Origin of the sequence: Vibrio sp. 10N.286.55.E10, assembly GCF_002872555.1 — a bacterium.
In the GTDB taxonomy this organism is placed as follows: Bacteria; Pseudomonadota; Gammaproteobacteria; order Enterobacterales; family Vibrionaceae; genus Vibrio; species Vibrio crassostreae.
The window spans coordinates 99,010-120,170 of sequence record NZ_MCSD01000015.1 but is presented as its reverse complement, the minus strand read 5'-3'; the positions used below and the strand labels follow the sequence as shown (position 1 = coordinate 120,170).

The 21,161-nt window shown below is 44.6% G+C and carries 20 protein-coding genes; 11 read left to right on the top strand and 9 right to left on the bottom strand.

Going from position 1 to position 21,161, the window contains the following annotated elements; genetic code table 11:
* Positions 1-16: 16 nt before the first annotated feature.
* From cydB to fdhD, 8 genes are all read right to left on the bottom strand, one after another.
* Positions 17-1,153 carry a cytochrome d ubiquinol oxidase subunit II gene (gene cydB / locus BCV39_RS11245; protein WP_102431938.1) on the bottom strand — a complete coding sequence of 379 codons (1,137 nt, stop codon included), beginning with the start codon at positions 1,151-1,153 and terminating at the stop codon, positions 17-19.
* 9 nt (positions 1,154-1,162) lie between these two features.
* On the bottom strand, positions 1,163-2,779 hold the full coding sequence (locus tag BCV39_RS11240) for a cytochrome ubiquinol oxidase subunit I (protein ID WP_102431937.1): 1,617 nt from the start codon (positions 2,777-2,779) through the stop codon (positions 1,163-1,165).
* 108 nt (positions 2,780-2,887) lie between these two features.
* The gene (locus BCV39_RS11235; RefSeq protein WP_102431936.1) at positions 2,888-3,496 is read right to left on the bottom strand and encodes a DoxX family protein; all 609 of its coding nucleotides are present in this window, start codon (positions 3,494-3,496) and stop codon (positions 2,888-2,890) included.
* Positions 3,493-4,260 carry a putative DNA-binding domain-containing protein gene (locus BCV39_RS11230; protein ID WP_102431935.1) on the bottom strand — a complete coding sequence of 256 codons (768 nt, stop codon included), beginning with the start codon at positions 4,258-4,260 and terminating at the stop codon, positions 3,493-3,495. The genes BCV39_RS11235 and BCV39_RS11230 overlap by 4 nt, the downstream gene beginning before the upstream one ends.
* Positions 4,253-5,155 (bottom strand): DUF692 domain-containing protein, encoded by a 903-nt coding sequence (locus BCV39_RS11225; protein WP_102431976.1) that lies wholly within the window; start codon positions 5,153-5,155, stop codon positions 4,253-4,255. The genes BCV39_RS11230 and BCV39_RS11225 overlap by 8 nt, the downstream gene beginning before the upstream one ends.
* Before the next feature lie 98 nt (positions 5,156-5,253).
* Positions 5,254-5,568: a hypothetical protein gene (locus BCV39_RS11220; RefSeq protein ID WP_017112074.1), complete on the bottom strand. Its 315-nt coding sequence runs from the start codon at positions 5,566-5,568 to the stop codon at positions 5,254-5,256.
* Position 5,569: 1 nt separating this feature from the next.
* Positions 5,570-6,511: an MBL fold metallo-hydrolase gene (locus BCV39_RS11215; protein ID WP_046225231.1), complete on the bottom strand. Its 942-nt coding sequence runs from the start codon at positions 6,509-6,511 to the stop codon at positions 5,570-5,572.
* A gap of 410 nt (positions 6,512-6,921) precedes the next feature.
* Positions 6,922-7,752, bottom strand: coding sequence for a formate dehydrogenase accessory sulfurtransferase FdhD (gene fdhD, locus BCV39_RS11210; RefSeq protein ID WP_102431975.1), 831 nt, complete (start codon positions 7,750-7,752; stop codon positions 6,922-6,924).
* Between the two features lie 455 nt (positions 7,753-8,207).
* Here fdhD and BCV39_RS11205 point away from each other — a divergent pair, with 455 nt between their 5' ends.
* From BCV39_RS11205 to cobB, 11 genes are all read left to right on the top strand, one after another.
* On the top strand, positions 8,208-8,672 hold the full coding sequence (locus BCV39_RS11205) for a DUF3305 domain-containing protein (RefSeq protein ID WP_102431934.1): 465 nt from the start codon (positions 8,208-8,210) through the stop codon (positions 8,670-8,672).
* Positions 8,662-9,375 (top strand): DUF3306 domain-containing protein, encoded by a 714-nt coding sequence (locus BCV39_RS11200; RefSeq protein ID WP_102431933.1) that lies wholly within the window; start codon positions 8,662-8,664, stop codon positions 9,373-9,375. The genes BCV39_RS11205 and BCV39_RS11200 overlap by 11 nt, the downstream gene beginning before the upstream one ends.
* 299 nt (positions 9,376-9,674) lie before the next feature.
* Entirely contained in the window at positions 9,675-11,336 is a 1,662-nt protein-coding gene (locus BCV39_RS11195) for a 4Fe-4S dicluster domain-containing protein (protein WP_102431932.1), read from the top strand.
* A gap of 9 nt (positions 11,337-11,345) precedes the next feature.
* Positions 11,346-11,984 carry a molecular chaperone TorD family protein gene (locus BCV39_RS11190; RefSeq protein WP_055318797.1) on the top strand — a complete coding sequence of 213 codons (639 nt, stop codon included), beginning with the start codon at positions 11,346-11,348 and terminating at the stop codon, positions 11,982-11,984.
* A gap of 75 nt (positions 11,985-12,059) precedes the next feature.
* Positions 12,060-12,260 carry a twin-arginine translocation signal domain-containing protein gene (locus tag BCV39_RS11185; protein ID WP_004733728.1) on the top strand — a complete coding sequence of 67 codons (201 nt, stop codon included), beginning with the start codon at positions 12,060-12,062 and terminating at the stop codon, positions 12,258-12,260.
* 10 nt (positions 12,261-12,270) lie between these two features.
* A complete protein-coding gene (locus tag BCV39_RS11180; protein ID WP_048665029.1) occupies positions 12,271-15,126 on the top strand; it encodes a formate dehydrogenase subunit alpha in 2,856 nt (951 codons plus the stop codon).
* 11 nt (positions 15,127-15,137) lie between these two features.
* Positions 15,138-15,746, top strand: coding sequence for a formate dehydrogenase FDH3 subunit beta (fdh3B, locus tag BCV39_RS11175; RefSeq protein WP_004742271.1), 609 nt, complete (start codon positions 15,138-15,140; stop codon positions 15,744-15,746).
* Positions 15,747-15,759: 13 nt separating this feature from the next.
* Positions 15,760-16,833 carry a formate dehydrogenase subunit gamma gene (locus tag BCV39_RS11170; RefSeq protein ID WP_012603931.1) on the top strand — a complete coding sequence of 358 codons (1,074 nt, stop codon included), beginning with the start codon at positions 15,760-15,762 and terminating at the stop codon, positions 16,831-16,833.
* A complete protein-coding gene (locus BCV39_RS11165) occupies positions 16,817-17,233 on the top strand; it encodes a hypothetical protein (protein ID WP_048658737.1) in 417 nt (138 codons plus the stop codon). Before BCV39_RS11170 ends, BCV39_RS11165 begins: the two co-directional genes overlap by 17 nt.
* Before the next feature lie 377 nt (positions 17,234-17,610).
* Complete coding sequence (locus BCV39_RS11160) at positions 17,611-18,831, top strand: ammonium transporter (protein ID WP_102431931.1); 1,221 nt, start codon at positions 17,611-17,613, stop codon at positions 18,829-18,831.
* 259 nt (positions 18,832-19,090) lie between these two features.
* Positions 19,091-19,825: a Sir2 family NAD+-dependent deacetylase gene (gene cobB, locus BCV39_RS11155; protein WP_102431930.1), complete on the top strand. Its 735-nt coding sequence runs from the start codon at positions 19,091-19,093 to the stop codon at positions 19,823-19,825.
* A gap of 95 nt (positions 19,826-19,920) precedes the next feature.
* On the opposite strand, the gene BCV39_RS11150 is transcribed toward cobB, so the two are convergent.
* The gene (locus BCV39_RS11150) at positions 19,921-20,958 is read right to left on the bottom strand and encodes an extracellular solute-binding protein (protein WP_008217941.1); all 1,038 of its coding nucleotides are present in this window, start codon (positions 20,956-20,958) and stop codon (positions 19,921-19,923) included.
* Positions 20,959-21,161 lie beyond the last annotated feature (203 nt).

Below are 21,161 nucleotides of genomic sequence, written 5' to 3'. Positions count from 1 at the left end.
CCTATTTCATCTTTAATTAATACAGTGACGAGCTGTTATCATGAATGTATTGACTGTCTAATCGACCGAACATTTTGTAGTAACACCAAATTGTGTAACCCAAAATAATTGGCACCACGATAACTGCCACAACCGAGATAATGCTCAGTGTTAACTCACTCGATGTTCCGTCCCACAGCGTTAAGCTATGCGATGGCATCAAGCTAGATGGCATGATCATTGGGAATAGAGCTACGCCCGCTGTCGTTATGATGCTTGCGATTGATAAGCTCGAAGAAGCAAAGGCTAAGCCAGCGCGGTTAAGTCGAGTCATCACTGCACAACTCAGCATTCCGATGATGCCTAGCGCAGGGATTCCCCAAAGTACCGGATAGTTTTCGTAGTTATGTAGCAGTAAGTCATCAAACTTCACTACATGTTTTAGCAATGGGTTTGAAACACCATCGGTCACAACTGGGCTAGTAATCAGGTAACCCGGAAGTGTATATGCGTATAGCCCACCAACAATAAACAGACCTACAGTCACAAGCGCCATACATACGATCACTTTCTGGGCACGTTGTTTTAAATCACCCGTCGTTTTCATCTGTAGGAATGCCGCGCCTTGCGTGACAACCATCGCCAAGCTCACCAAGCCACATAGTAGTGGGAAGGGCGTGAGTAGATCCCAGAAACGACCTTGGTATGACATCATTAGCAATTCGTTAAATTCAAACGGAACGCCAATCATCAAGTTACCGAAACCAACACCAAAGATAACCGGAGGAATGAAACCACTGACGATAAGCGCAATATCACAGGCTTTCTTCCATTTCGGGTTGTCGATCTTAGCGCGGTAATCCATACCGAGTGGTCTTAACCACAAGGTCGCCAACACTAAAATCATGGCTAAATAGAACCCAGAGAACGCAGCCGCGTAGATTGCAGGCCATATCGCGAAGATCGCGCCACCCGCGGTCACCAACCACACTTGGTTACCGTCCCAGTGAGGGGCAATCGAGTTAATCATGATTCGTCGATCAACTTCTGACTTCCCTAAAACTGGGAGCAACGCCGCAACGCCCATGTCGAAACCATCGGTAATGATAAAACCGATCAACAACACACCAATAACTGCCCATGTAAACAGGCGAAGATTTTCGTAATCAAACATCTGAATTCCTTAATGAAGGTCGATAGTTTTATCTAGCTGACGCGGTGTGTTTTGCTCACCTGTAATGGCTAGATCTTGGTTTGATTGCTCATGATGATAGCGACCCGTCTTCAGTGCGCTCGGGCCCATTTTTGCAAACTTAACCATCAGGAACATTTCTACAATTAAGAACGCGGTGTAGAACAAGTAAACCAGGCCGATAGAGATCCACAGACTTGAAACGGGTAGATTAGAAGCCGCCATATTGACTGGAAGGATTTCGCCAATTGCCCAAGGCTGACGACCATACTCAGCGACAAACCAACCCGCTTCACAAGCAATCCAAGGAAGTGGGATCGCACATATTGTTGCTTTCAGTAACCAACGATTGGTACCAATCTTACGGCGACAAATTTGTACGAATGAAAGACCAATGATGGCAAACATCAAGACGCCACACACCACCATGATGCGGAAGCTCCAGAATAGAGGGGCTACCGTTGGGATCGTGTCTTTGGCTGCTTGTTTGATCTGTTGTTCTGTTGCATCCACCACGTTATCGCTGTATTTCTTAACCAGTAAGCCATAACCTAGGTCATGTTTAACCGATTCAAAATCATCGATATTTTGTTGTGATTTATCACCAGAGCGTAGTTTTTCTAATAGTCCATAAGCCAAGATACCGCTGCGCACACGTTCTTCATTTTTTGCTAATAGATCATGAATCCCGACAACTGGCGTATCCAAAGAACGCGTTGCGATAATACCCATCACGTATGGGATCTTAATCGCGTAGTCCGTCTCCATGGTTTCTTGGTTTGGGAACCCGAACAATGTAAATGATGCAGGGGCTTCTTCGGTGTGCCATTCAGCTTCGATAGCCGCTAGCTTCACCTGTTGAACATCACCCAACTCATAACCAGATTCATCACCTAGCATTACTGTCGACACAATCGCAGCCATACCAAAAGCACTTGCGACTGCAAATGAACGACGAGCGAACGGTAAATCACGCCCTTTAAGCATGTAGTAAGCACTGATACCCATAATAAATAGCGCGCCGGTTGTGTAACCCGCCGCAACGGTATGCACGAACTTCACTTGAGTCACTGGGTTGAAGATCACCTCAACGAAGTCAGTCATCTCCATACGCATGGTTTCGAAGTTAAACTCTGCACCCACTGGGTTTTGCATCCAGCCATTGGCCATCAGAATCCAAAGACCAGAGAAGTTCGAACCTAGAGCCGTCAACCACGTTACCGATAAGTGCTGACGCTTAGAGAGCTTGTCCCAACCGAAGAAGAACATACCGACTAAGGTTGATTCCAAGAAAAACGCAACAAGCGCTTCAATCGCCAGTGGGGCACCAAATATGTCGCCCACATAGTGCGAGTAATATGCCCAGTTGGTGCCGAACTGGAATTCCATGGTTAGGCCGGTAGCAACACCGACAGCAAAGTTAATACCAAACAATTTACCCCAGAACTTGGTCATGTCCTTGTAGATGGTTTTGTTGGTCATGACATACAGCGATTCCATCACTGCGAGTAAGAAGGAGAGACCTATAGTTAGGGGGACGAATATAAAGTGATAAAGAGCGGTACTTGCGAATTGAAACCGCGACAGATCAACGACATCTGTAAGCATAAAAACTCCTTCCCGCCACGAGTGTGACGGGTAAGATAATGGAAAATAAGATGATAATTAGAGAGAACTAATTAAAGGTTTTACATGTAGCTGTGTGAAAAGAATCGATTACCAACGAAGTGCTTTGTTTTGTTTTTTAGAGAACTGTTTACGTAGCCAGTAATCTGCACTCACGTAACGACCACCGCCGTAAACAAGCAGTACTAACAGCATCACGAAGTAAGTGCCTGCGAATTCCATACCGTTGTTGAGCATTACCGGGTCGCCAAGTTCTGTGATGTAGTTGTAACGACCTGGGAAGTTAACCGCGAGCCATTCGATGAAGCCGTTAAGTCGAACGGTTGCTTCCATACCACCAGTCGCAATCGCATCCCAACCGTGTTTCCAGTGAACCATTGCACTCGCGACGCTCATCATGAAAATCATTGGAATCGAGATAAAGCGAGTAAACAGGCCTAGCGCGATACAGATACAACCTAATACTTCGGTCGCTGCCGCTAGGGATGCCAGTAGCTCTGGGAAGGGAAGGTTAAGACCACCATCGGCGGTTGATGCACCGAACCAAGCGACCGTCCCAGCGAAGCCGAGCACTTTTGAGTGTGCACCAACATAAATCACCGGAATAAGGTACAGACGTACGGCAAGCAGAGCTAGATAATCGAACTGTTTGCATTTCTCGACAATAGTGTCGTACCAGCTGAGGGCTGACTTAATCATAATTTTTCTCCTAAAGAGTGAACGCCAATCAGTTCTGTTTCACTGAAGTGTTCAACCCAATTAATAAACTCGAATCTCGCCAATTGTTGAGCAATTATTTGTTTTATATCGGCTAAAGAACGATTTGGTCGTTGTTGGATTATTTGGATAATCGCAACATCAATTTCTCTTAGTTTTATCGTGTTGACGCGTTGGTCTGAGTCGCGATAAATCGCGTAATAAATTGAGTGTCGCCTTTGTGTTAGAAACGTCAGTGAATCACCATGAACAAGGAAAGGTACCTGTACGAGCTTCATCATACTGTTGACTAACAAGCCCAATTGAAGCTGTTGTTCATCGATACAAAAGTCACCCGTCCACGACATCGGCAATACTTGCTTTGAAGAGTCAATTTCAACGCAAAAGGCACACCATTCGAACTCCAATACAGCCAATTGATCGTCTGTAAGTTGATGGGTGGCAGTCAAACTAGAGATATACATTGGCTGAGCGCGACGCTGAACAAAGCTGACAAACTCAGTCGCGATATGATGAAACTCCGGCTCTGAGGCGTAATGCACGACAACAAACTCATCAACCAATATCAGTAGTTGGTCTTGGTCGACTTGCTGACAAAACAGCGGAAATGTGTTGTTCAATACACCAAATACGTTATCTCTAATGAATTCGCTGTATCGGCACACCGCGTTGCCTTCAAGTGGCGAACGTATTAATGCAGCCAAAGCTTGTGTTTGCCTTACCATTGAGTTTGGCGGATTATGCATATAACAACTCCTGTTCAAGAGGGCGATGACTTACACCAGCATCTAGAACCTGACTATGCACACCTCGTAACTCTTCTGTCAGTACAACCAAAGGCGGTACGTTGTTATCTCTTTCTAGCAATAACGGTTTACTGCCATGAATAGAGATGGTGTAACGTGCCAAGTCAATAACAGCTTGCTGTACTTCCATGCCGTGGGTATCAATCAGCGACTTGTTACCTTTAATCGATTTATCACTTTCAACCGACCTGTCGTTTTCAACTAAATGCCCTGCAATGTGGTAATAGCGAATAGCATCACTCGGCAAAGCTTTAAGCATTTGAGCTGCATCAAAGTGGTGGTTCTGACTGTTCACGTAGAGATTATTGATGTCGACCAACAACTCACAGCCACTGCGCTTTGCTATTTCAGCGATAAACTCACCCTCAGGCATCTCATCTCCGTAATTGTGGTAATAAGAGATGTTCTCCATGACCAAAGGACGTTGAATGATGTCTTGGACTTGCTTGATTCTGTCCGCTAAATAGTCGATGTTTTCTGCGCGGCGTGGCACGGGTAACAGTTCATACAAGTACCCTTGATTGTCTCTAGAGAAGCTCAAGTGCTCGCTATAGACTTCGATATTCAATTCATCGAGAAACTGACCAACCTGACGTACAAACTTTGTGTTAAGTGGCTGGCAATCGCCAATAGACAAACTTAAACCGTGTGCAATCAAGGGGTAGAGCTTAGATATATCTTGTAATTGCTCACGCTTAAGTCCACCCAAGCTCATCCAGTTCTCTGGTGCTAACTCGAGAAAATCAATATCAGGGTGCTTTGGGGAACGAGCGAGCAGTTCAATGTGCTCACCGCGTAGCCCAATGCCTTTGTCTGTATTCTGAATGGTTCGCACTTTATGGTTTAACTCTCTGCTTTTAGGGACTCGGTCATTTGATGCTAAAGCTTTGGTTTTTAAAGCCTTATTTTTTATAGCTTTAGTTTTATGCGTTTCTACTGGCCACATACTCCACCTGTCACCTTGCTATTTGCCATTAAGATGCGTTCTTTACTTGGCGAGATACCTTCAGCTGTTAAGCCACATTTCCCGTCACGAGCTCGAACTAAACGGTCTTGTGGGTTACTGGTCAGTTCCGCTTTTTCGAAACGTTTTTCGGTACCACATTTACCTGCGGCACATTTACCACCGTGTCCTGAAGATTGTTTAGCTTCAACAGGGGCTTCGGCAGGTGCATCAGCAAACGCCATTGCAGAGTTAAGACTAATCACAGACGTGATCGCGATTGATAGGGCGATTTTGTTGTTCATGTTATTTCTCCTTTACAGCGGACATAGGGAAGCTGGCTAAATCACGACCGGACATGATTGGTCCGTCGTAGTATTCGCGTACGATTTTGATCGATTCAGATTTACGCTTAAGGCCTAGACCCATCCAGTGGTTAAGTACCAACATTTTTGGATTAATCTCTTTAGCAATCTCACCAATCACGGAAGGCTTAGCGTGCATAAATGTAGAGACACCATCGGCTTGTTCATGAATCGCCATTGGCATCATCATGATGTCGGCGCCGCGAGCGAAGTCTAAGAAGGCAGGGTTGCTACCATTTTGGTCAGCTGAAATCACCATTACGCCTTCTTCACTTTCAATTCGGTAAGCGAGACAAGGCACATCACCATGAGGAATACCCAGAGCAGTGATCTTCAAACCATCTTTTTCATAAACAACGGTTGGCACTGTGGATTGATAGTCAACATCGGTAAGATTGACCGGGAATAGACCATCGGTTCCATCGTATAAGCCAGCAAGGTAAGCGTATGCGCCATGGTCTGGGTCAAAGTTCGCTGCAAAGTAACCGTTGAGGCTTGGAAAGGCTGAACCTGCGGCTGGACCTGAAATCTCCAACGCCTTTTCACGTTCAAAAAAGTAGCCACCTTTAAGAAGAGCAGGCATGTCATTGACGTGATCGGTATGGAAGTGAGTAATACCCATAAAATCTAGGTCTTCAAGTTTTGCACCCGCCTGACCGAAACGTAGGTAAACACCGCCACCGGCATCAATCATGATTCGTGATTTGCCTTTCCACCATACGATTTCACCTGATGATGCACGTAGGTCATCCGAGATAGGACCACCTGAACCCAGTATTTGTAATGTAAAGTCAGTATCGACCGGCTTAAGTTCAATTGCGTGACAGTTGGCGCCCAAGGTCAATCCAAGAGCAATTGCTAAAGCTTTTAAAGGCTGTTTCATATTGTTATCCAATTCTTTTTTCTTATGTGTTTTCTTCGAAGTGAGCATTCAAAGAAGTGAAACTTTCGCCAAGCAGCACAATAAGTGCGTGCTTCGTTCTGTTCACGGAGCACAAGATAAAGAATTGTTAACGTTTGGTATATCTAGTAATTTTGAAATTAACGTTAAGTAAAACTAAACAGTAATATTGAGCGCGTTCTGTTGCTGAAATAACGTGCAGAAAGGGTGGTAACAGCGAACTGGCTGTAAAAATTATGCGGATAAAATGATGGAGCAAGGAGAGGGAATGATAAGGAGACTAAATCGAATAGAGGACACAAAAGAAAAAGGTGCAAGCCTTCGCCTACACCTTATATGAGTTCATCTGAAAATTGGCTTTAGATAGCACTTGCCTTTAGAAAAGTTTGTCTTTAAAGAACTTGTTCGCCTTTCACATCAAAGTCGATCTTGTCTGCGCCTGTAAACACTTGGAAGCGTAAACCTTTTGCGCGTGCAATAGTGGTGATGCCGAATTTCTGAGCCAAGTCTAAGCCCATTTGAGTTACACCAGAACGTGATAACAGAACAGGGATACCCATCTGAGCAACCTTAATCACCATCTCAGACGTTAAACGGCCTGTGGTATAGAAGATCTTATCTTCACCTGACTCTTTGTTAAGCCACATCTCACCAGCCAATGTATCAACGGCATTGTGTCGGCCAACATCTTCAACAAACGATAGAACCTTGTCGTCTTTACAAACCGCACAGCCGTGCACCGCGCCTGCTTTCTTGTAGGTATCGTTATAATGAGTCAGCGCTTCAAGCGCTGTGTAGATTTCAGATTGTTTAATCTTAGTTTGAGGCACTTGGTAATCTTCCAATTGCTTCATCACGTTGCCATACATGGTGCCTTGACCACAGCCAGACGTTACTGTCTTCTTCTTCAATGCTTGTTCAAGTTGGCTCGTGTCTTCTTTGGTGATAACCGCTGCAGAACTGGTTTCCCAATCGATAATGATAGATTCAATAGCTTCTGGATCAGACAGAAAGCTTTGGTTCTTCAAATAGCCTAATACTAATGACTCAGGACGAGAACCCAATGTCATCAACGTTACGATCTCTTTCCAGTTCAACATCACGGTAAGAGGGCGCTCACACGCGATTTGTTTCGTTAGCTTTTCGCCATATTCATCAAACACTTCAACTTCGATTGTCTGAAGTGGGTTCTCACTGGTTTTTATTATGTTTGGTTTTACCACAGTCATTTCCTACTTAATGAGATAGCGATTTTATGAGATAAGAAGTCAACAAGAGCAATAAGGCTCTCATTCATCAATGCGCTAGTTTGTTAGTTCGCTATAGCTTAGGTTTCGATTAACGTTATCGAGCGCGCCATAGCTCTGAGAATACATAGCTCTGTGAATAACATTAGCGAATTAGCTAAAGCAAATCTTATTCCAAAATAACGGGGATTGATGGAAACAGGAAGCATTAGATTAAAATAGCGCAAAATATGAGAGTTCACTGGGTCGAGTTGTCTGAAATAACCAGTATCGACTAACGTTATAATGACAACTTGATAACGAACGCTATAGATACGCTCTCGTAGGTAATCCGTATTGGCGTGTTTATTGCTTTATGGGGTGTATATGATTGCGCACAGTACAAAATGTCCTAAGTGCATTCAGACCAAAGAAAATCAATTGGGTGAAGTATGTCTGAGATAAAAGAATTCCAAGAACAATATGAAAAAACAGAAGCAGCTTGGCCAATCGGTGTCCAAAGAATAGAGAAAGAGATCAAAACAGGTATCTGGGTAACGACGCAATGGGAATTGACGGGATTTGAACTGTCGCCAGAAGACGATGCCCAAGACGTTTGTTTACTCCAATTACATAAAGACGAGCGTACAGACTATCGTTTCAACCTTAGCTCTCAACAACCTAAGCTTTTCTTAGTGATGGATAACGTCGATTCTGGTGTTGAGCCAGTCATTCAGTTACTTACGGCATCACAAACCGTTGCTGGGCAATACATGGACGGTGACAACCAAGTCCTTTCATACGACATTCCTTTGCCTGTACAAGCTTGGATGGAAGCATTCATTGGCCGTCATGGCGAGTTACTAGAAGCAAGACGTAAGAAACGTAAAGGCGCGGGTCGATCAAATGGCAACTAACTTTTTTAGCCGTTGGTCTCAACGAAAGCTCGATGAATCGTCTGATGAACCATTAGAAGCGCAACAAACGCTTGAGGAAGCCGAACTTATTTCTTCAGAGGCTTCGTCTGCTGCTTCATCTATAGGTGCAGAAACATCAGAGTCATTAGACCGTCAGATTTTAGAAAATAGAACTTTAGAAAATGGTTCTCCAGAAAGCAATGAAGAAACTCATGCTGTCGATTCTCAAGCTATTGACTCTCAGGAGATAGCATCAGAAACGACTGAAGACTTGTCTGTTGCTCAATTATTGGTGTCAGAAGCATCTGAGAGCGTAAAAAAAGCGGCCTTGCGTAAATTATTCCTCTCAGAAGAGTTCAACGTTCGTGATGGTTTAGATGATTACGACGACGATTACAGTAATTTAAAGTCTCTTTCTGAAGGGGTTGCGGAAACCTTGCGTGATTGGGTTAAAGACAAAACGGAAGACGAAACCACACCAGAAGAAGAGCAAGCCATTGATAATAAAGATGAAGGTGAGGTTTTAGGAAATTCTGAAAGCGATCTTGAGGTATCTGATAATGAACTTGAAACGTCAGAAATTGACGAAATAACAGAACAAGAAAATGAACTGTATAAAAATACAGTATCAGATGTTGATGCTACAATGTCAGACGAAGCTGACCTGAAAAAGATGGGACAAAATATACCACACAAAGAATAGGTACATTTTGACTAAACACTCAATGAGCCGCTTGCGACAAAATGTCCCAAGCGGTTTTTTTATACGCACAATAAACGCTATAAATCATTAAACTACTGATATATAGGGATTATTAAACTGGCATGGCATTTGCTAAATAACGTTCATTATCAACTTTTTTGTAGATAGACGAGTTCATGGTCTGACGAACGGCACACTGGCTAAAGGGTTAGTTGTTAACGGATTACTCAGCAAGTTCTCTATCGCTTACTACAATGAAAGTTGAACAGATTATCCATGTCCAAAGATGGAACTGAGCAATGCTTAAACAATTATTAGAACAAGCAACTTCAAATAACGCTAAAGCAAGACTGTATGCATTTGAAAATACAGTTGAGTTAACAAATCTGATTCCACCTACTGTTAGCTACGAAAGCGGTGGTAATACTCTTGTTATTGGTCCAACTGCGATCATTGAAAGTGCTGCGGCGCAATTACCTCAATTGACGAGCCTAACCTTATTGTCGACAGACGGCGAAAAGGGCACAAACCCAGAACTGTATTTCGCGAATTCGGTTCAAGTCTCCGGTTTCCTTGGCACGTTTGAAGTTGTGATCGAAAGTAAAGGCACATCAAGCAACCTAGCGAAAATCGCGATTAATCACGATTGTTTCGATGTTGTTCTAGACCTATGTCTGAATAGCTGCATGACAGAAGAAGTGCCTGTACCGGGTTATTACCCAGTAGGCCGTGGCTATCCAAAACTGGCTGAAGCACTGGAAGAGATTCCAACGCTAATGGGCACGTTCGATAAACCTAAGTTCTTCCGTCTAGACACTGACCTTTGTGCGCACAGTTCTCGTGGCGTAAAAGGTTGTGAGCGTTGTGTTGATGCTTGTCCTGCTGGCGCACTGTCAAGTGAAGGCTCAGATAAGACTGGCCATAAGATTGAGATCAACCCTTACCTATGTCAAGGCGTTGGTACTTGTGCAACGAGTTGTCCGACAGAAGCAATCTCTTACGCATTGCCGAATCCTGACGATACTCAAAAATTCATTGAACGTACGCTAGCGAATTACGAGCAAGCGGGCGGTCTTGATCCTATCGTGCTTATCTGTAGCTCACGTCATGAAACTTACAACGTGATGGCTCTTAAAGCGCTACCAGATAACGTGATTCCAATTGTCGTAGAAGAACTGCCATCTATTGGTATTGATACTTGGTTTGCAGCTTTAGTAAATGGCGCAACTCAAGTTCTGTTTGCAGCATCTCGCTTTATGCCAGAAACCATTATTCGAGTTCTGAATAACGAAGTAGGGATCGCTCAAGAGTTACTAGACCAAATCGGTATTCCAAAAGAAACCATCGATATCCTGTATCTAGAATCGCTACGTGAAGGTCCTCCAACACTTTGTGTGGATTCGTTCGATCTTGCACTTGGCGATCTTCAAGGCAACAAGCGTCAACGTCTATTCACAGCACTTGATGCGATGTCTTCAGCTCGAATTCCAGTTGAGAACATTGTTGAGCTTCCATCGAATGCGCCATATGGCACGGTTTCGTGTGAAAGCAAAGATTGTACTTTGTGTATGAGTTGTGTGGCTGTGTGTCCGACACGTGCACTTCATACCGACGGGGCTTCTCCATCACTTAAATTTGTAGAACAAGACTGTATTCAATGTGGCTTGTGTGAAAAGGCATGTCCTGAAAATGTTCTGACTCTTACTCCTCGTATGAACTGGGTGAAAGAAGAACGTCAGAAAGCGGTTGTGATTCATGAAGAGAAAGCTGCGGAATGTGTACGTTGCCATAAACCATTTGCACCTCAGTCTATGATCGACATGTTACAGAACAAGTTACGCGGTCACTCTCACTTTTCAGATGAAGCAGCGATCAATCGTATTGCTATGTGTGAGGACTGTCGTGTGGTGGATATGTTCGATTCAATGGCGCAAGACCCATTGAAACAATTGAAATACTAGGAGTTAGCCTTGGAAACTAATTTGGATCAGGCACAAGAACAGACACTAAGAACTGAGATCTATTTGGTTCTATCTGCACTGTTTCGTAGCGCACCTTCTGAAGAGGTGATCGACTTTCTAAAAACGCTAGATATTGAAGCATCTGAAAGTGCAATGCAAAAAGCTTGGATTGCTATTCAACAAGCGGCAACAGAATCAAATCGCGAAGCGTTAGAAGACGAATATCAAGACCTGTTCATTGGCATTGGCCGTGGAGAGATTGTTCCATTTGGTTCTTGGCATCGCACTGGCGCCATGATGGAAAAACCATTAGCAGAGATTCGTCATGATTTAGAGCTTTTAGGCATTGAACGTGATGATCAAGTAAAAGAGCCAGAAGATCATATTGCGGCATTGTGTGAAGTAATGGCAATGCTAACCGGTGAAGAAGAAGCCCTGCAACAAGCGGTTTTCAATAAGCACCTTGGTCCTTGGTTCAACTCTTTTACGCGTCAGCTTGAAAGTGCAGAAAGTGCCAACTTCTACAAATCGGCCGCTCAGCTGTGTGAAGCATTTTTAACGTTAGAACAAGTGCGTTTTAGCGTTAATACAAAAAGCAGTAAGCATAAATTAAAGATTGATGTGAAAAACGTCACTGATTACGAGTAATCGAGCAGTACGCGATTATATCGATAGAGGGGCATTAAGCCTCCAAAAGATCTACCGTAAGGTAAGGAAGCAATGATGAAAGATAATAAAGAAATAAACACAAGCCGTAGGGACTTACTCAAAGGCTTAACGACTGCAGCCGTAGCTGGTGCCGTTGTCGCTGGTACAACGAAAGTGGCAACTGCTTCAGAAACGGTTGAAATGCCGAAAGAAGACATGAAGAAGACGGGCTATCGTGAAACGCAACACATTCGCGATTACTACGACACGCTTTAGGAGATAACGGATGAAACTTGTCAAACGCTCCGATAGTGTGAGCAAAGAAACCAATCAGCTAGGCGTGTCTCGACGTGCCTTCATGAAAAACACTTCATTAGCTGCTGGTGGCGCAGTGGTAGGCGCAAGTCTATTCGCACCGGGCATGATGAAGAAAGCACAGGCTAAATCAGTCGATCCAGAAGCGAAAACAGAAGTGAAACGTACTATCTGTTCTCACTGTTCTGTGGGTTGCGGTATCTACGCTGAAGTACAAAACGGTGTTTGGACAGGTCAAGAGCCTGCATTTGATCACCCATTCAACGCTGGTGGACATTGTGCGAAAGGTGCTGCTCTACGTGAGCACGGCCACGGTGAACGTCGTCTTAAGTACCCAATGAAATTGGAAGGCGGTAAGTGGAAGAAGCTTTCTTGGGAACAAGCGATTGAAGAGATCGGTAACAAAGCGCTAGAACTTCGTAAAGAGTCTGGCCCTGATTCGGTTTACTTCCTAGGTAGTGCAAAACACAGTAACGAGCAAGCTTACGCATTCCGTAAGATGGCGTCGCTTTGGGGCACGAACAACGTTGACCACCAAGCGCGTATTTGTCACTCAACCACAGTAGCCGGTGTTGCAAACACTTGGGGTTACGGTGCAATGACCAACTCGTTCAATGACATGCACAACTGTAAGTCAATGCTGTTCATTGGTTCAAACCCAGCAGAAGCTCACCCAGTAGCGATGCAGCACATCTTGATCGCGAAAGAGAAGAACAACTGTAAGATCGTTGTTGCGGATCCGCGTCGTACGCGCACTGCTGCGAAATCTGATCACTATGTATCACTTCGCCCAGGTTCAGACGTTGCGTTTATCTGGGGTGTGTTATGGCATGTCTTTGCTAACAAATGGGAAGACCAAGAATTCATCCGCCAACGTGTATTCGGCATGGACGAGATCCGTGAAGAAGTTGCGAAGTGGAGCCCAGCAGAAGTTGAACGTGTAACAGGCGTAAGCGAAGAAGACGTTTACCACACAGCGAAACTGCTTTCTGAAAACCGTCCGGGTTGTATCGTTTGGTGTATGGGTGGTACTCAACACACCACAGGTAACAACAACACACGTGCTTACTGTGTACTTGAGCTTGCGCTAGGTAACATCGGTAAATCAGGCGGCGGTGCAAACATCTTCCGTGGTCACGATAACGTACAGGGTGCAACTGACCTTGGCGTACTGTCTGACACGCTGCCAGGTTACTACGGCTTGTCTGAAGGCTCATGGCGCCACTGGTCGAAAGTTTGGGATATCGACTTTGATTGGATCAAAGGCCGTTTCGACGACAACGCTTACGGCGGTCAAAAACCAATGAACAGTGCAGGTATTCCTGTCTCTCGTTGGGTTGATGGTGTACTTGAAGACAAAGACAAGATTCGTCAACGTGAAAACATCCGCGCGATGTTCTACTGGGGTCACGCAGTGAACTCTCAGACTCGTGGTCCAGAGATGAAGAAAGCGATGCAGAAGCTGGATATGATGGTTATTGTTGACCCATACCCAACGGTTGCAGCGGTAATGAATGATCGTACTGACGGCGTTTACCTGCTACCAGCGACGACTCAGTTTGAAACCTACGGCAGTGTAACGGCATCGAACCGTTCTCTACAGTGGCGTGACAAGGTGGTAGATCCTCTGTTCGAATCTAAGCCTGACCACGAAATCATGTACCTTCTTTCTAAGAAGCTGGGTTTCTCTGATCAGCTGTTCAAAAACATCCGTGTTGAGAACAACCAACCATTGATTGAAGACATTACTCGTGAATTCAACAAAGGTATGTGGACGATCGGTTACACAGGTCAAAGCCCAGAACGTTTGAAAGAGCACCAACAGAACTGGCATACATTCCACAAAACGTCTCTGGAAGCAGAGGGCGGGCCTGCAAATGGTGAGACTTACGGTCTTCCTTGGCCATGTTGGGGTACGCCAGAAATGAAACACCCAGGCACACATATCCTTTACGATACGTCTAAGACTGTCGCTGAAGGTGGTGGTAACTTCCGCACTCGTTTCGGTGTTGAGTTTGAAGGTCAAAACCTACTGGCTGAAGACAGCTACTCGAAAGGCAGCGAAATCAAAGATGGCTACCCTGAGTTCAGTGACAAACTACTGAAACAACTGGGTTGGTGGGATGACCTAACAGCAGAAGAGAAAGCCTCTGCTGAAGGTAAAAACTGGAAGACCGACGTTTCTGGCGGTATTCAACGTGTGGCTATCAAGCACGGTTGTATCCCGTTTGGTAATGCAAAAGCGCGTGCGATTGTTTGGACATTCCCAGACCGCGTGCCACTGCACCGTGAGCCGCTTTACACACCACGTCGCGACCTAGTTGCTGACTACCCAACATGGGATGACAAAGAGGCGATCTTCCGTGTACCTACGCTTTACAAGTCGATTCAAGAGCAAGACAAATCTGGTGAATACCCGATTATCCTGACTTCTGGTCGTCTGGTTGAGTACGAAGGTGGTGGTGAAGAAACCCGTTCTAACCCTTGGCTAGCAGAACTTCAACAAGAGATGTTCGTTGAAGTGAACCCGAAAGACGCGAACGACATCGGCTTTAAAGACGGTGATGATGTTTGGGTTGAGGGTGCTGAGAAGGGCCGAATTAAGGTGAAAGCGATGGTTACACGTCGTGTGAAACCGGGTCTGGCATTCATCCCATTCCACTTCGGTGGTAAGTTCCAAGGCGAAGATTTGCGTTCTAAATACCCAGAAGGCACTGATCCTTACGTTATTGGTGAAGCTGCTAACACAGCAACCACTTATGGTTACGACCCTGTCACGTTGATGCAGGAAACGAAAGTAACCCTTTGTAATATTCGTAAAGCGTAAGGAGTCTTAAAATGGCTAGAATGAAATTTCTTTGTGACACCAAGCGTTGTATCGAATGTAACGGTTGTGTCACTGCATGTAAGAATGAAAATGATGATGCTCTGGAATGGGGTATTCAACGTCGTCGCGTTGTGACATTGAACGATGGCGAACCGGGTGAAAACTCTATCTCAGTTGCGTGTATGCACTGTACTGATGCGCCATGTATGGCAGTTTGTCCTGCAGACTGTTTTGAACATACAGAAGACGGCATCGTACTTCACAACAAAGATCTGTGTATCGGTTGTGGTTACTGCTTGTTTGCTTGTCCGTTTGGCGCACCTCAATTCCCTAAACAGGAAGCGTTTGGTGAGCGCGGTAAGATGGACAAATGTACCTTCTGTGCTGGCGGCCCAGAAACAGAGCCAGGTTCTGTTGAAGAGCGTCAAAAGTACGGTGCGAACCGTATTGCAGAAGGCAAACTGCCAATGTGTGCTTCGCTTTGTTCAACCAAAGCACTGCTAGCGGGTGACGCAGAGAAAGTTTCTGATGTTTTCCGTCAGCGTGTAGTTGAACGTGGTGCGAAAGGTGCAGGTTGGACAGACGGCAACGACCTTTCTTACGATGCGACTAAGAGCTAAGTAGGAGAGACATATGCTTACAATGTTTAAGCGTCTCTTCCTTGTTGTGCTGCCTATGTTGGCAGCACTAACAATGCTTTCTCCTATGAGTCATGCATCTGAGACGAACTCATCACAAACTCAATCGAGCTCTGCTCAACGAGAAATCACTCAACTTGCTGGTGCCGATTTTTGGCGACAAGTAAGAAATGGTGAAGAAGGTTACACCACATCTCAATCGGCTGAACACGGTGTGTTAATCAGTACTCCAGGTCAGACGTGGTACATATTGAAAGAGAAGTGGATGTCACCAGCCGGTGCCGTCGCTATCTTTGGCAGTATTGCTTTCGTGACTTTGATGTACGTTGTGATTGGACCGCTAATGCTAAGCGCACCAAGAACAGGTCGTAAGATCAAACGTTGGTCTCGACTTGATCGTGCATTGCACTGGAGCATGGCGTTTACCTTCTTAACACTGGCATTCAGTGGTTTGATGTTGGTTTACGGTAAACACTTCTTGAAACCTTATATCCCAACGGATCTATGGGGCTTCATTGTTCTACTGGCTAAGCAATACCACAACTACATCGGACCGATTTTCTATGTGCTGTTGATGGCTGTTCTGATCAAGTGGTGGCGCAAGTCTATCTTTAAGATGGTCGATATCCAGTGGTTCATGAAACTGGGTGGCATGGTAGGGAAACATAAAGGTTCTCACCCATCTGCAGAGTTCTCGAACGCGGGTGAAAAAGCACTGTTCTGGCTATTGATTGTTATGGGTAGTGTGGCTGCGATCAGTGGCTTGGTTTTAGACTTCCCAATCTTCGGTCAAACGCGTCGAGATATGGAGCTTTCAAACCTAGTCCATATGTTAGCTGCTTTGATCCTTATCTGTGGTTTCGTGTTCCACATCTACATCGGCTTGTTCGGTATGGAAGGGGCACTAGAAGGCATGGTAACAGGCGAAGTTGATGAGACTTGGGCTAAAGAGCACCATGACCTTTGGTACAAAGAAGTGATGGAACAAGAGAAAAACGGCGTTGAGCAAAGCGCTAACGCAGCAACAGAGAAAACGGAAGGGGTGAATAAGAATGAACAAACCTCATAAAGGTATTTGGGTCGCTTACATACTAAGCTGCTTTACACCATTTACTTGCCTTCTCTCTGGTGTGGTTGCCATCATCTACGCGGGCTATCGTTTAGATAAAGGCGAAGACGGGGAAGTAGTGGATACCCATTACTACGGACTGATTCGCTCGTTCTTCTTGAACCTGACGTTCTTCGTGGTGCTTATCGTAACGGTAGCGACCTCTAATGGCGTGTTAATCGGTGTGAACGATTACTGGTATCAAAACCATATTATCGATGACATCGCTTACTACATTCCATACGTAGGCATGTTGTTCGGTGGTGTTGCGATTGTGGTTTGGTTTATCCGTATGTATCAAGGCATGCAGCGTTTAAGTCAAAACCTACCGCAAAACCCGTCGACAGGGCCAAACCTGTAACACTAACACGTTAACGACATCTCTAAAGAAAGCCCAGTGATTCAAATTCACTGGGCTTTTTGTTTTTAGGCTATGGAACAGTAAATTGTTGTCAGCCGCTCTCTGTATCAGAACCTACTTATTGACCGCTTCAATATGGTGCAACTCCCTTATTTGGTGCAATTGTAGTGGTTGTTTTTTCGATTTTTAATAACCATAAAAGTGCACGTAAATATTTAGACTTTAATAATCAACGACTTAAAGTTAAAATCTGTTGCACGAAAATTACCCTTAACACTTGGAACACATCTTGCGTTTACTGTTGAGTCTTTAATTAATTACAACATTGAATCGCACGATATCAGTGCAAATCAGATAAAGCGAAGGAGAATGCTTTAATGAGTGAAACGGTGACTCAAGTTCATAGTGCAGTACAAACCCTTACCCAAAGTTCAGATACTTTATTCCTACTACTTGGCGCAATCATGGTCTTCCTGATGCATGCAGGCTTTGCTTTTCTCGAAGTCGGTACCGTGCGAAAGAAAAACCAAGTAAACGCGCTGGTTAAAATCCTTTCCGACTTTGGTGTCTCCGCCATCGCTTATTTCTTTATCGGTTACTGGGTTGCTTACGGTGCACACTTTTTTGCCGACGCTGAAACGCTCTCACAAGGTAATGGTTACGAACTGGTTAAGTTCTTCTTCCTAATGACCTTCGCTGCGGCAATTCCTGCGATTGTTTCTGGTGGTATCGCAGAGCGTGCACGTTTCTATCCAATTTTGATCGCAACGTTATTTACCGTTGGTTTCATCTACCCATTTTTCGAAGGCATCATTTGGAACGGTAACTTTGGTTTCCAAGATTGGCTAGAAGGCCAGTTTGGCTATGGTTTCCATGACTTCGCAGGCTCGGTAGTGGTTCACGGTGTCGGCGGTTGGATTGCATTGGTTGCGGTTTACTTCTTAGGGATGCGTAAAGGTCGCATCCGCGCGGGTAAACACACTAACTTCGCACCATCGAACATTCCATTTTTAGCACTAGGTTCTTGGATCTTATGTGTGGGTTGGTTTGGCTTTAACGTGATGTCTGCACAAGCAATCAACGGCATCAGCGGCCTAGTGGCGATGAACTCACTGATGGCAATGGTTGGCGGTATTCTTGCGGCGCTTGTTGCTGGTAAGAATGACCCGGGCTTTATCCATAATGGTCCTTTGGCTGGCTTAGTAGCAATTTGTGCAGGTTCAGACTTAATGCACCCATTAGGCGCTTTGGTGACAGGCGGTGTGGCAGGCGCGTTGTTCGTTTACTTGTTCACGTACATGCAAAACAAAACACAGATTGATGATGTATTGGGTGTATGGCCTCTGCATGGTGTATGTGGCGCTTGGGGTGGCATTGCAGCGGGTATCTTCGGTTCGCAAACATTCTGGGGCTTAGGCGGTGTGAGCTTTGCTTCTCAAGTGGTTGGCACACTGGCGGGTATTGCTGTTGCTCTGATTGGTGCTTTGATTGTTTACGGCGTGCTCAGCAAGCTAACTGGCCTACGTTTAAGTGAAGAAGATGAGTTCAACGGTGCTGATCTTTCAATCCATAAGATCTCATCTATCAACGAAGACTAACTCTAGTTGCTGCGATGAGTTTTAAACTCATCAAGTACATAACAGTTATACAAAACTAAGCGGCTTCGGTCGCTTTTTTTGTTTCTATGAAAAGTAAAACCGAGAGTTTGAGTAAGAACGGTCACAACGATCAAGCGAGTTATGTCACAAATAGCCAATGAATTCAGTTACCTAAGACTATGGTCTAATCCCTAAAACTATTGTTGGAATTTGAACAGTGCTAAGCTGTTACAAAGTGACATATTTAAAAGGACGTTATATGCATTTCCCATATCGAAATATCGTAATTCTTACTGGCGCCGGCATCTCCGCGGAGTCGGGGATTCAAACATTCCGAGCACAAGACGGATTATGGGAAAACCATAAAATCGAAGATGTCGCGACCCCTGAAGGGTTTGCAAAAGATCCCGACTTGGTTCAAGCATTCTATAACAAGCGTCGCCATGGTTTACAAGGTGAGGGCATTCATCCAAACTCAGCCCACAAGGCGCTAGGTGAGCTTGAAGACAAACTTGATGGTAAAGTAACAATCATCACTCAGAACATCGACAACCTGCACGAGAGAGGCGGTAGTAACAACATTATCCACATGCACGGTGAACTTCTAAAAGCACGTTGCAGTGAATCGAATCAAGTTATCGAATATAAAGGTGACATTGAAACTGGTGAACTTTGTCACTGTTGTCAAATTCCAGCGCAAATGCGTCCTCATATTGTGTGGTTTGGCGAAATGCCATTAAGAATGGGTGACATCTATTCAGCACTCGAAGAAGCCGATCTCTTTATCTCTATCGGAACTTCAGGTGTTGTTTATCCAGCTGCAGGCTTTGTTCATGATGCAAAAATGCATGGTGCGCACACAATAGAGATCAATCTAGAACCAAGCGCGGTTGAAAGTGAGTTTGAAGAGAAACGTTACGGTAAGGCGAGTATCGAGGTACCTAAACTCGTCGGGGAATTGTTATGTTCAGAGAAAGGTTCTTTAACGGCCTAAGCCTTGTCTTTAATAAAGCACATCAGTTTCTGAATCTGAAAAAAATAAAGCGGCTTACGCCGCTTTATTTACTTAACTGATTAACTAACAATAACTTAGTTGTTCACTTTAAGTTTTTGGAAGTACTCGTCATAAATGACGCTCGCTTCACCAACTTCATCTTGCCATACACCGTTATCCATCACTGATTGTGGTGGGAAAACGTTCTTGTCTTCAGCAAATTCTTTTGGAAGAAGAGGGTAAGCGGTTTTTACTGGAGTCGGGTAGCCGATCTCTAGAGCAATTTTCGCTGCGTTCTCTGGGCGAAGAAGGAAATCGATCATCTTATGAGCGGCTTCGATGTTCTTAGCACCAGATGGAATCGCTAGGCTGTCCATCCAGAAGATAGCGCCTTTCTCTGGCCAGATAATGTCAATCGTTGCGCCTTCTTGGCGTGCCATGTAAGCAGAGCCATTCCAAAGCATACCAAGTGACACTTCACCCGCTAGGTAAGGGTTCGCAGGGAAGTCTGAGTTAAATACCAATACGTTTGGCATCAGCTTACGAAGTTCTTCGTACGCTTCTTTGATTTCTTCTGGGTTGGTTGTGTTTGGAGAGTAACCCAATTTAGATAAAGCGATATGGAAAACCTCACGAGAGTCATCCATCATCATCAGCTGACCTTCCCACTGTGTATCCCACAGGTCACCCCAGTTTTTCACTGAAGACTTGTCTAGCATATCTGAGTTGATACCAATGCCCGTTGCACCCCAAATGTATGGGATTGAGTAGTTGTTGCTTGGGTCAAATGGCTTATCTAAGTAATTTGGATCCAAATCAGCAAAGTGGCTTAGCTTAGTTTTATCAAGCTCTTGAAGCATGCCTTCTTTACGCATCTTAGAAACGAAGTAAGTAGAAGGAACCACTAAGTCATAACCCGTACCTTGAGTTTTTAACTTAGCGTACATGCTTTCGTTAGACTCATAAGTAGAGTAATAAACCTTAATGCCCGTCTCTTTTGTGAAGTCTTCTAATACTTCATTTGGGATATATTCAGACCAGTTGTAAAAATACAGTTCTTGGTCAGCTGCGAAAGAGGGTGTAGAAAGTAAAGTAGCAGCACACAATGCGCCGGTATACAGTGTTTTTTTCATTACTGTTCCGTTCATTTGTTTGATTTGAAGTTGGGTAGTGAGCCCAAAGTAAAAGGATTCCTAAAAATCGGGGTATATTATAGCAGCGATATAATAAAATAGGCAGCCTAAGCTGCCTATTCATTGATATTCTTATTTTTAACTTGTTGATTATCTAGCTAGGCTTGTGAAGTAAACCTATTACTTAGTCGCCATTAGATAAT

Coding starts and splice junctions, on each gene's coding strand:
- cydB (WP_102431938.1), bottom strand. CDS start 1,153: ATGTTTGATTACGAAAATCTTCGCCTGTTTACATGGGCAGTTATTGGT.
- BCV39_RS11240 (WP_102431937.1), bottom strand. CDS start 2,779: ATGCTTACAGATGTCGTTGATCTGTCGCGGTTTCAATTCGCAAGTACC.
- BCV39_RS11235 (WP_102431936.1), bottom strand. CDS start 3,496: ATGATTAAGTCAGCCCTCAGCTGGTACGACACTATTGTCGAGAAATGC.
- BCV39_RS11230 (WP_102431935.1), bottom strand. CDS start 4,260: ATGCATAATCCGCCAAACTCAATGGTAAGGCAAACACAAGCTTTGGCT.
- BCV39_RS11220 (WP_017112074.1), bottom strand. CDS start 5,568: ATGAACAACAAAATCGCCCTATCAATCGCGATCACGTCTGTGATTAGT.
- BCV39_RS11215 (WP_046225231.1), bottom strand. CDS start 6,511: ATGAAACAGCCTTTAAAAGCTTTAGCAATTGCTCTTGGATTGACCTTG.
- BCV39_RS11205 (WP_102431934.1), top strand. CDS start 8,208: ATGTCTGAGATAAAAGAATTCCAAGAACAATATGAAAAAACAGAAGCA.
- BCV39_RS11200 (WP_102431933.1), top strand. CDS start 8,662: ATGGCAACTAACTTTTTTAGCCGTTGGTCTCAACGAAAGCTCGATGAA.
- BCV39_RS11195 (WP_102431932.1), top strand. CDS start 9,675: ATGCTTAAACAATTATTAGAACAAGCAACTTCAAATAACGCTAAAGCA.
- BCV39_RS11185 (WP_004733728.1), top strand. CDS start 12,060: ATGAAAGATAATAAAGAAATAAACACAAGCCGTAGGGACTTACTCAAA.
- BCV39_RS11180 (WP_048665029.1), top strand. CDS start 12,271: ATGAAACTTGTCAAACGCTCCGATAGTGTGAGCAAAGAAACCAATCAG.
- fdh3B (WP_004742271.1), top strand. CDS start 15,138: ATGGCTAGAATGAAATTTCTTTGTGACACCAAGCGTTGTATCGAATGT.
- BCV39_RS11170 (WP_012603931.1), top strand. CDS start 15,760: ATGCTTACAATGTTTAAGCGTCTCTTCCTTGTTGTGCTGCCTATGTTG.
- BCV39_RS11165 (WP_048658737.1), top strand. CDS start 16,817: ATGAACAAACCTCATAAAGGTATTTGGGTCGCTTACATACTAAGCTGC.
- BCV39_RS11160 (WP_102431931.1), top strand. CDS start 17,611: ATGAGTGAAACGGTGACTCAAGTTCATAGTGCAGTACAAACCCTTACC.
- cobB (WP_102431930.1), top strand. CDS start 19,091: ATGCATTTCCCATATCGAAATATCGTAATTCTTACTGGCGCCGGCATC.
- BCV39_RS11150 (WP_008217941.1), bottom strand. CDS start 20,958: ATGAAAAAAACACTGTATACCGGCGCATTGTGTGCTGCTACTTTACTT.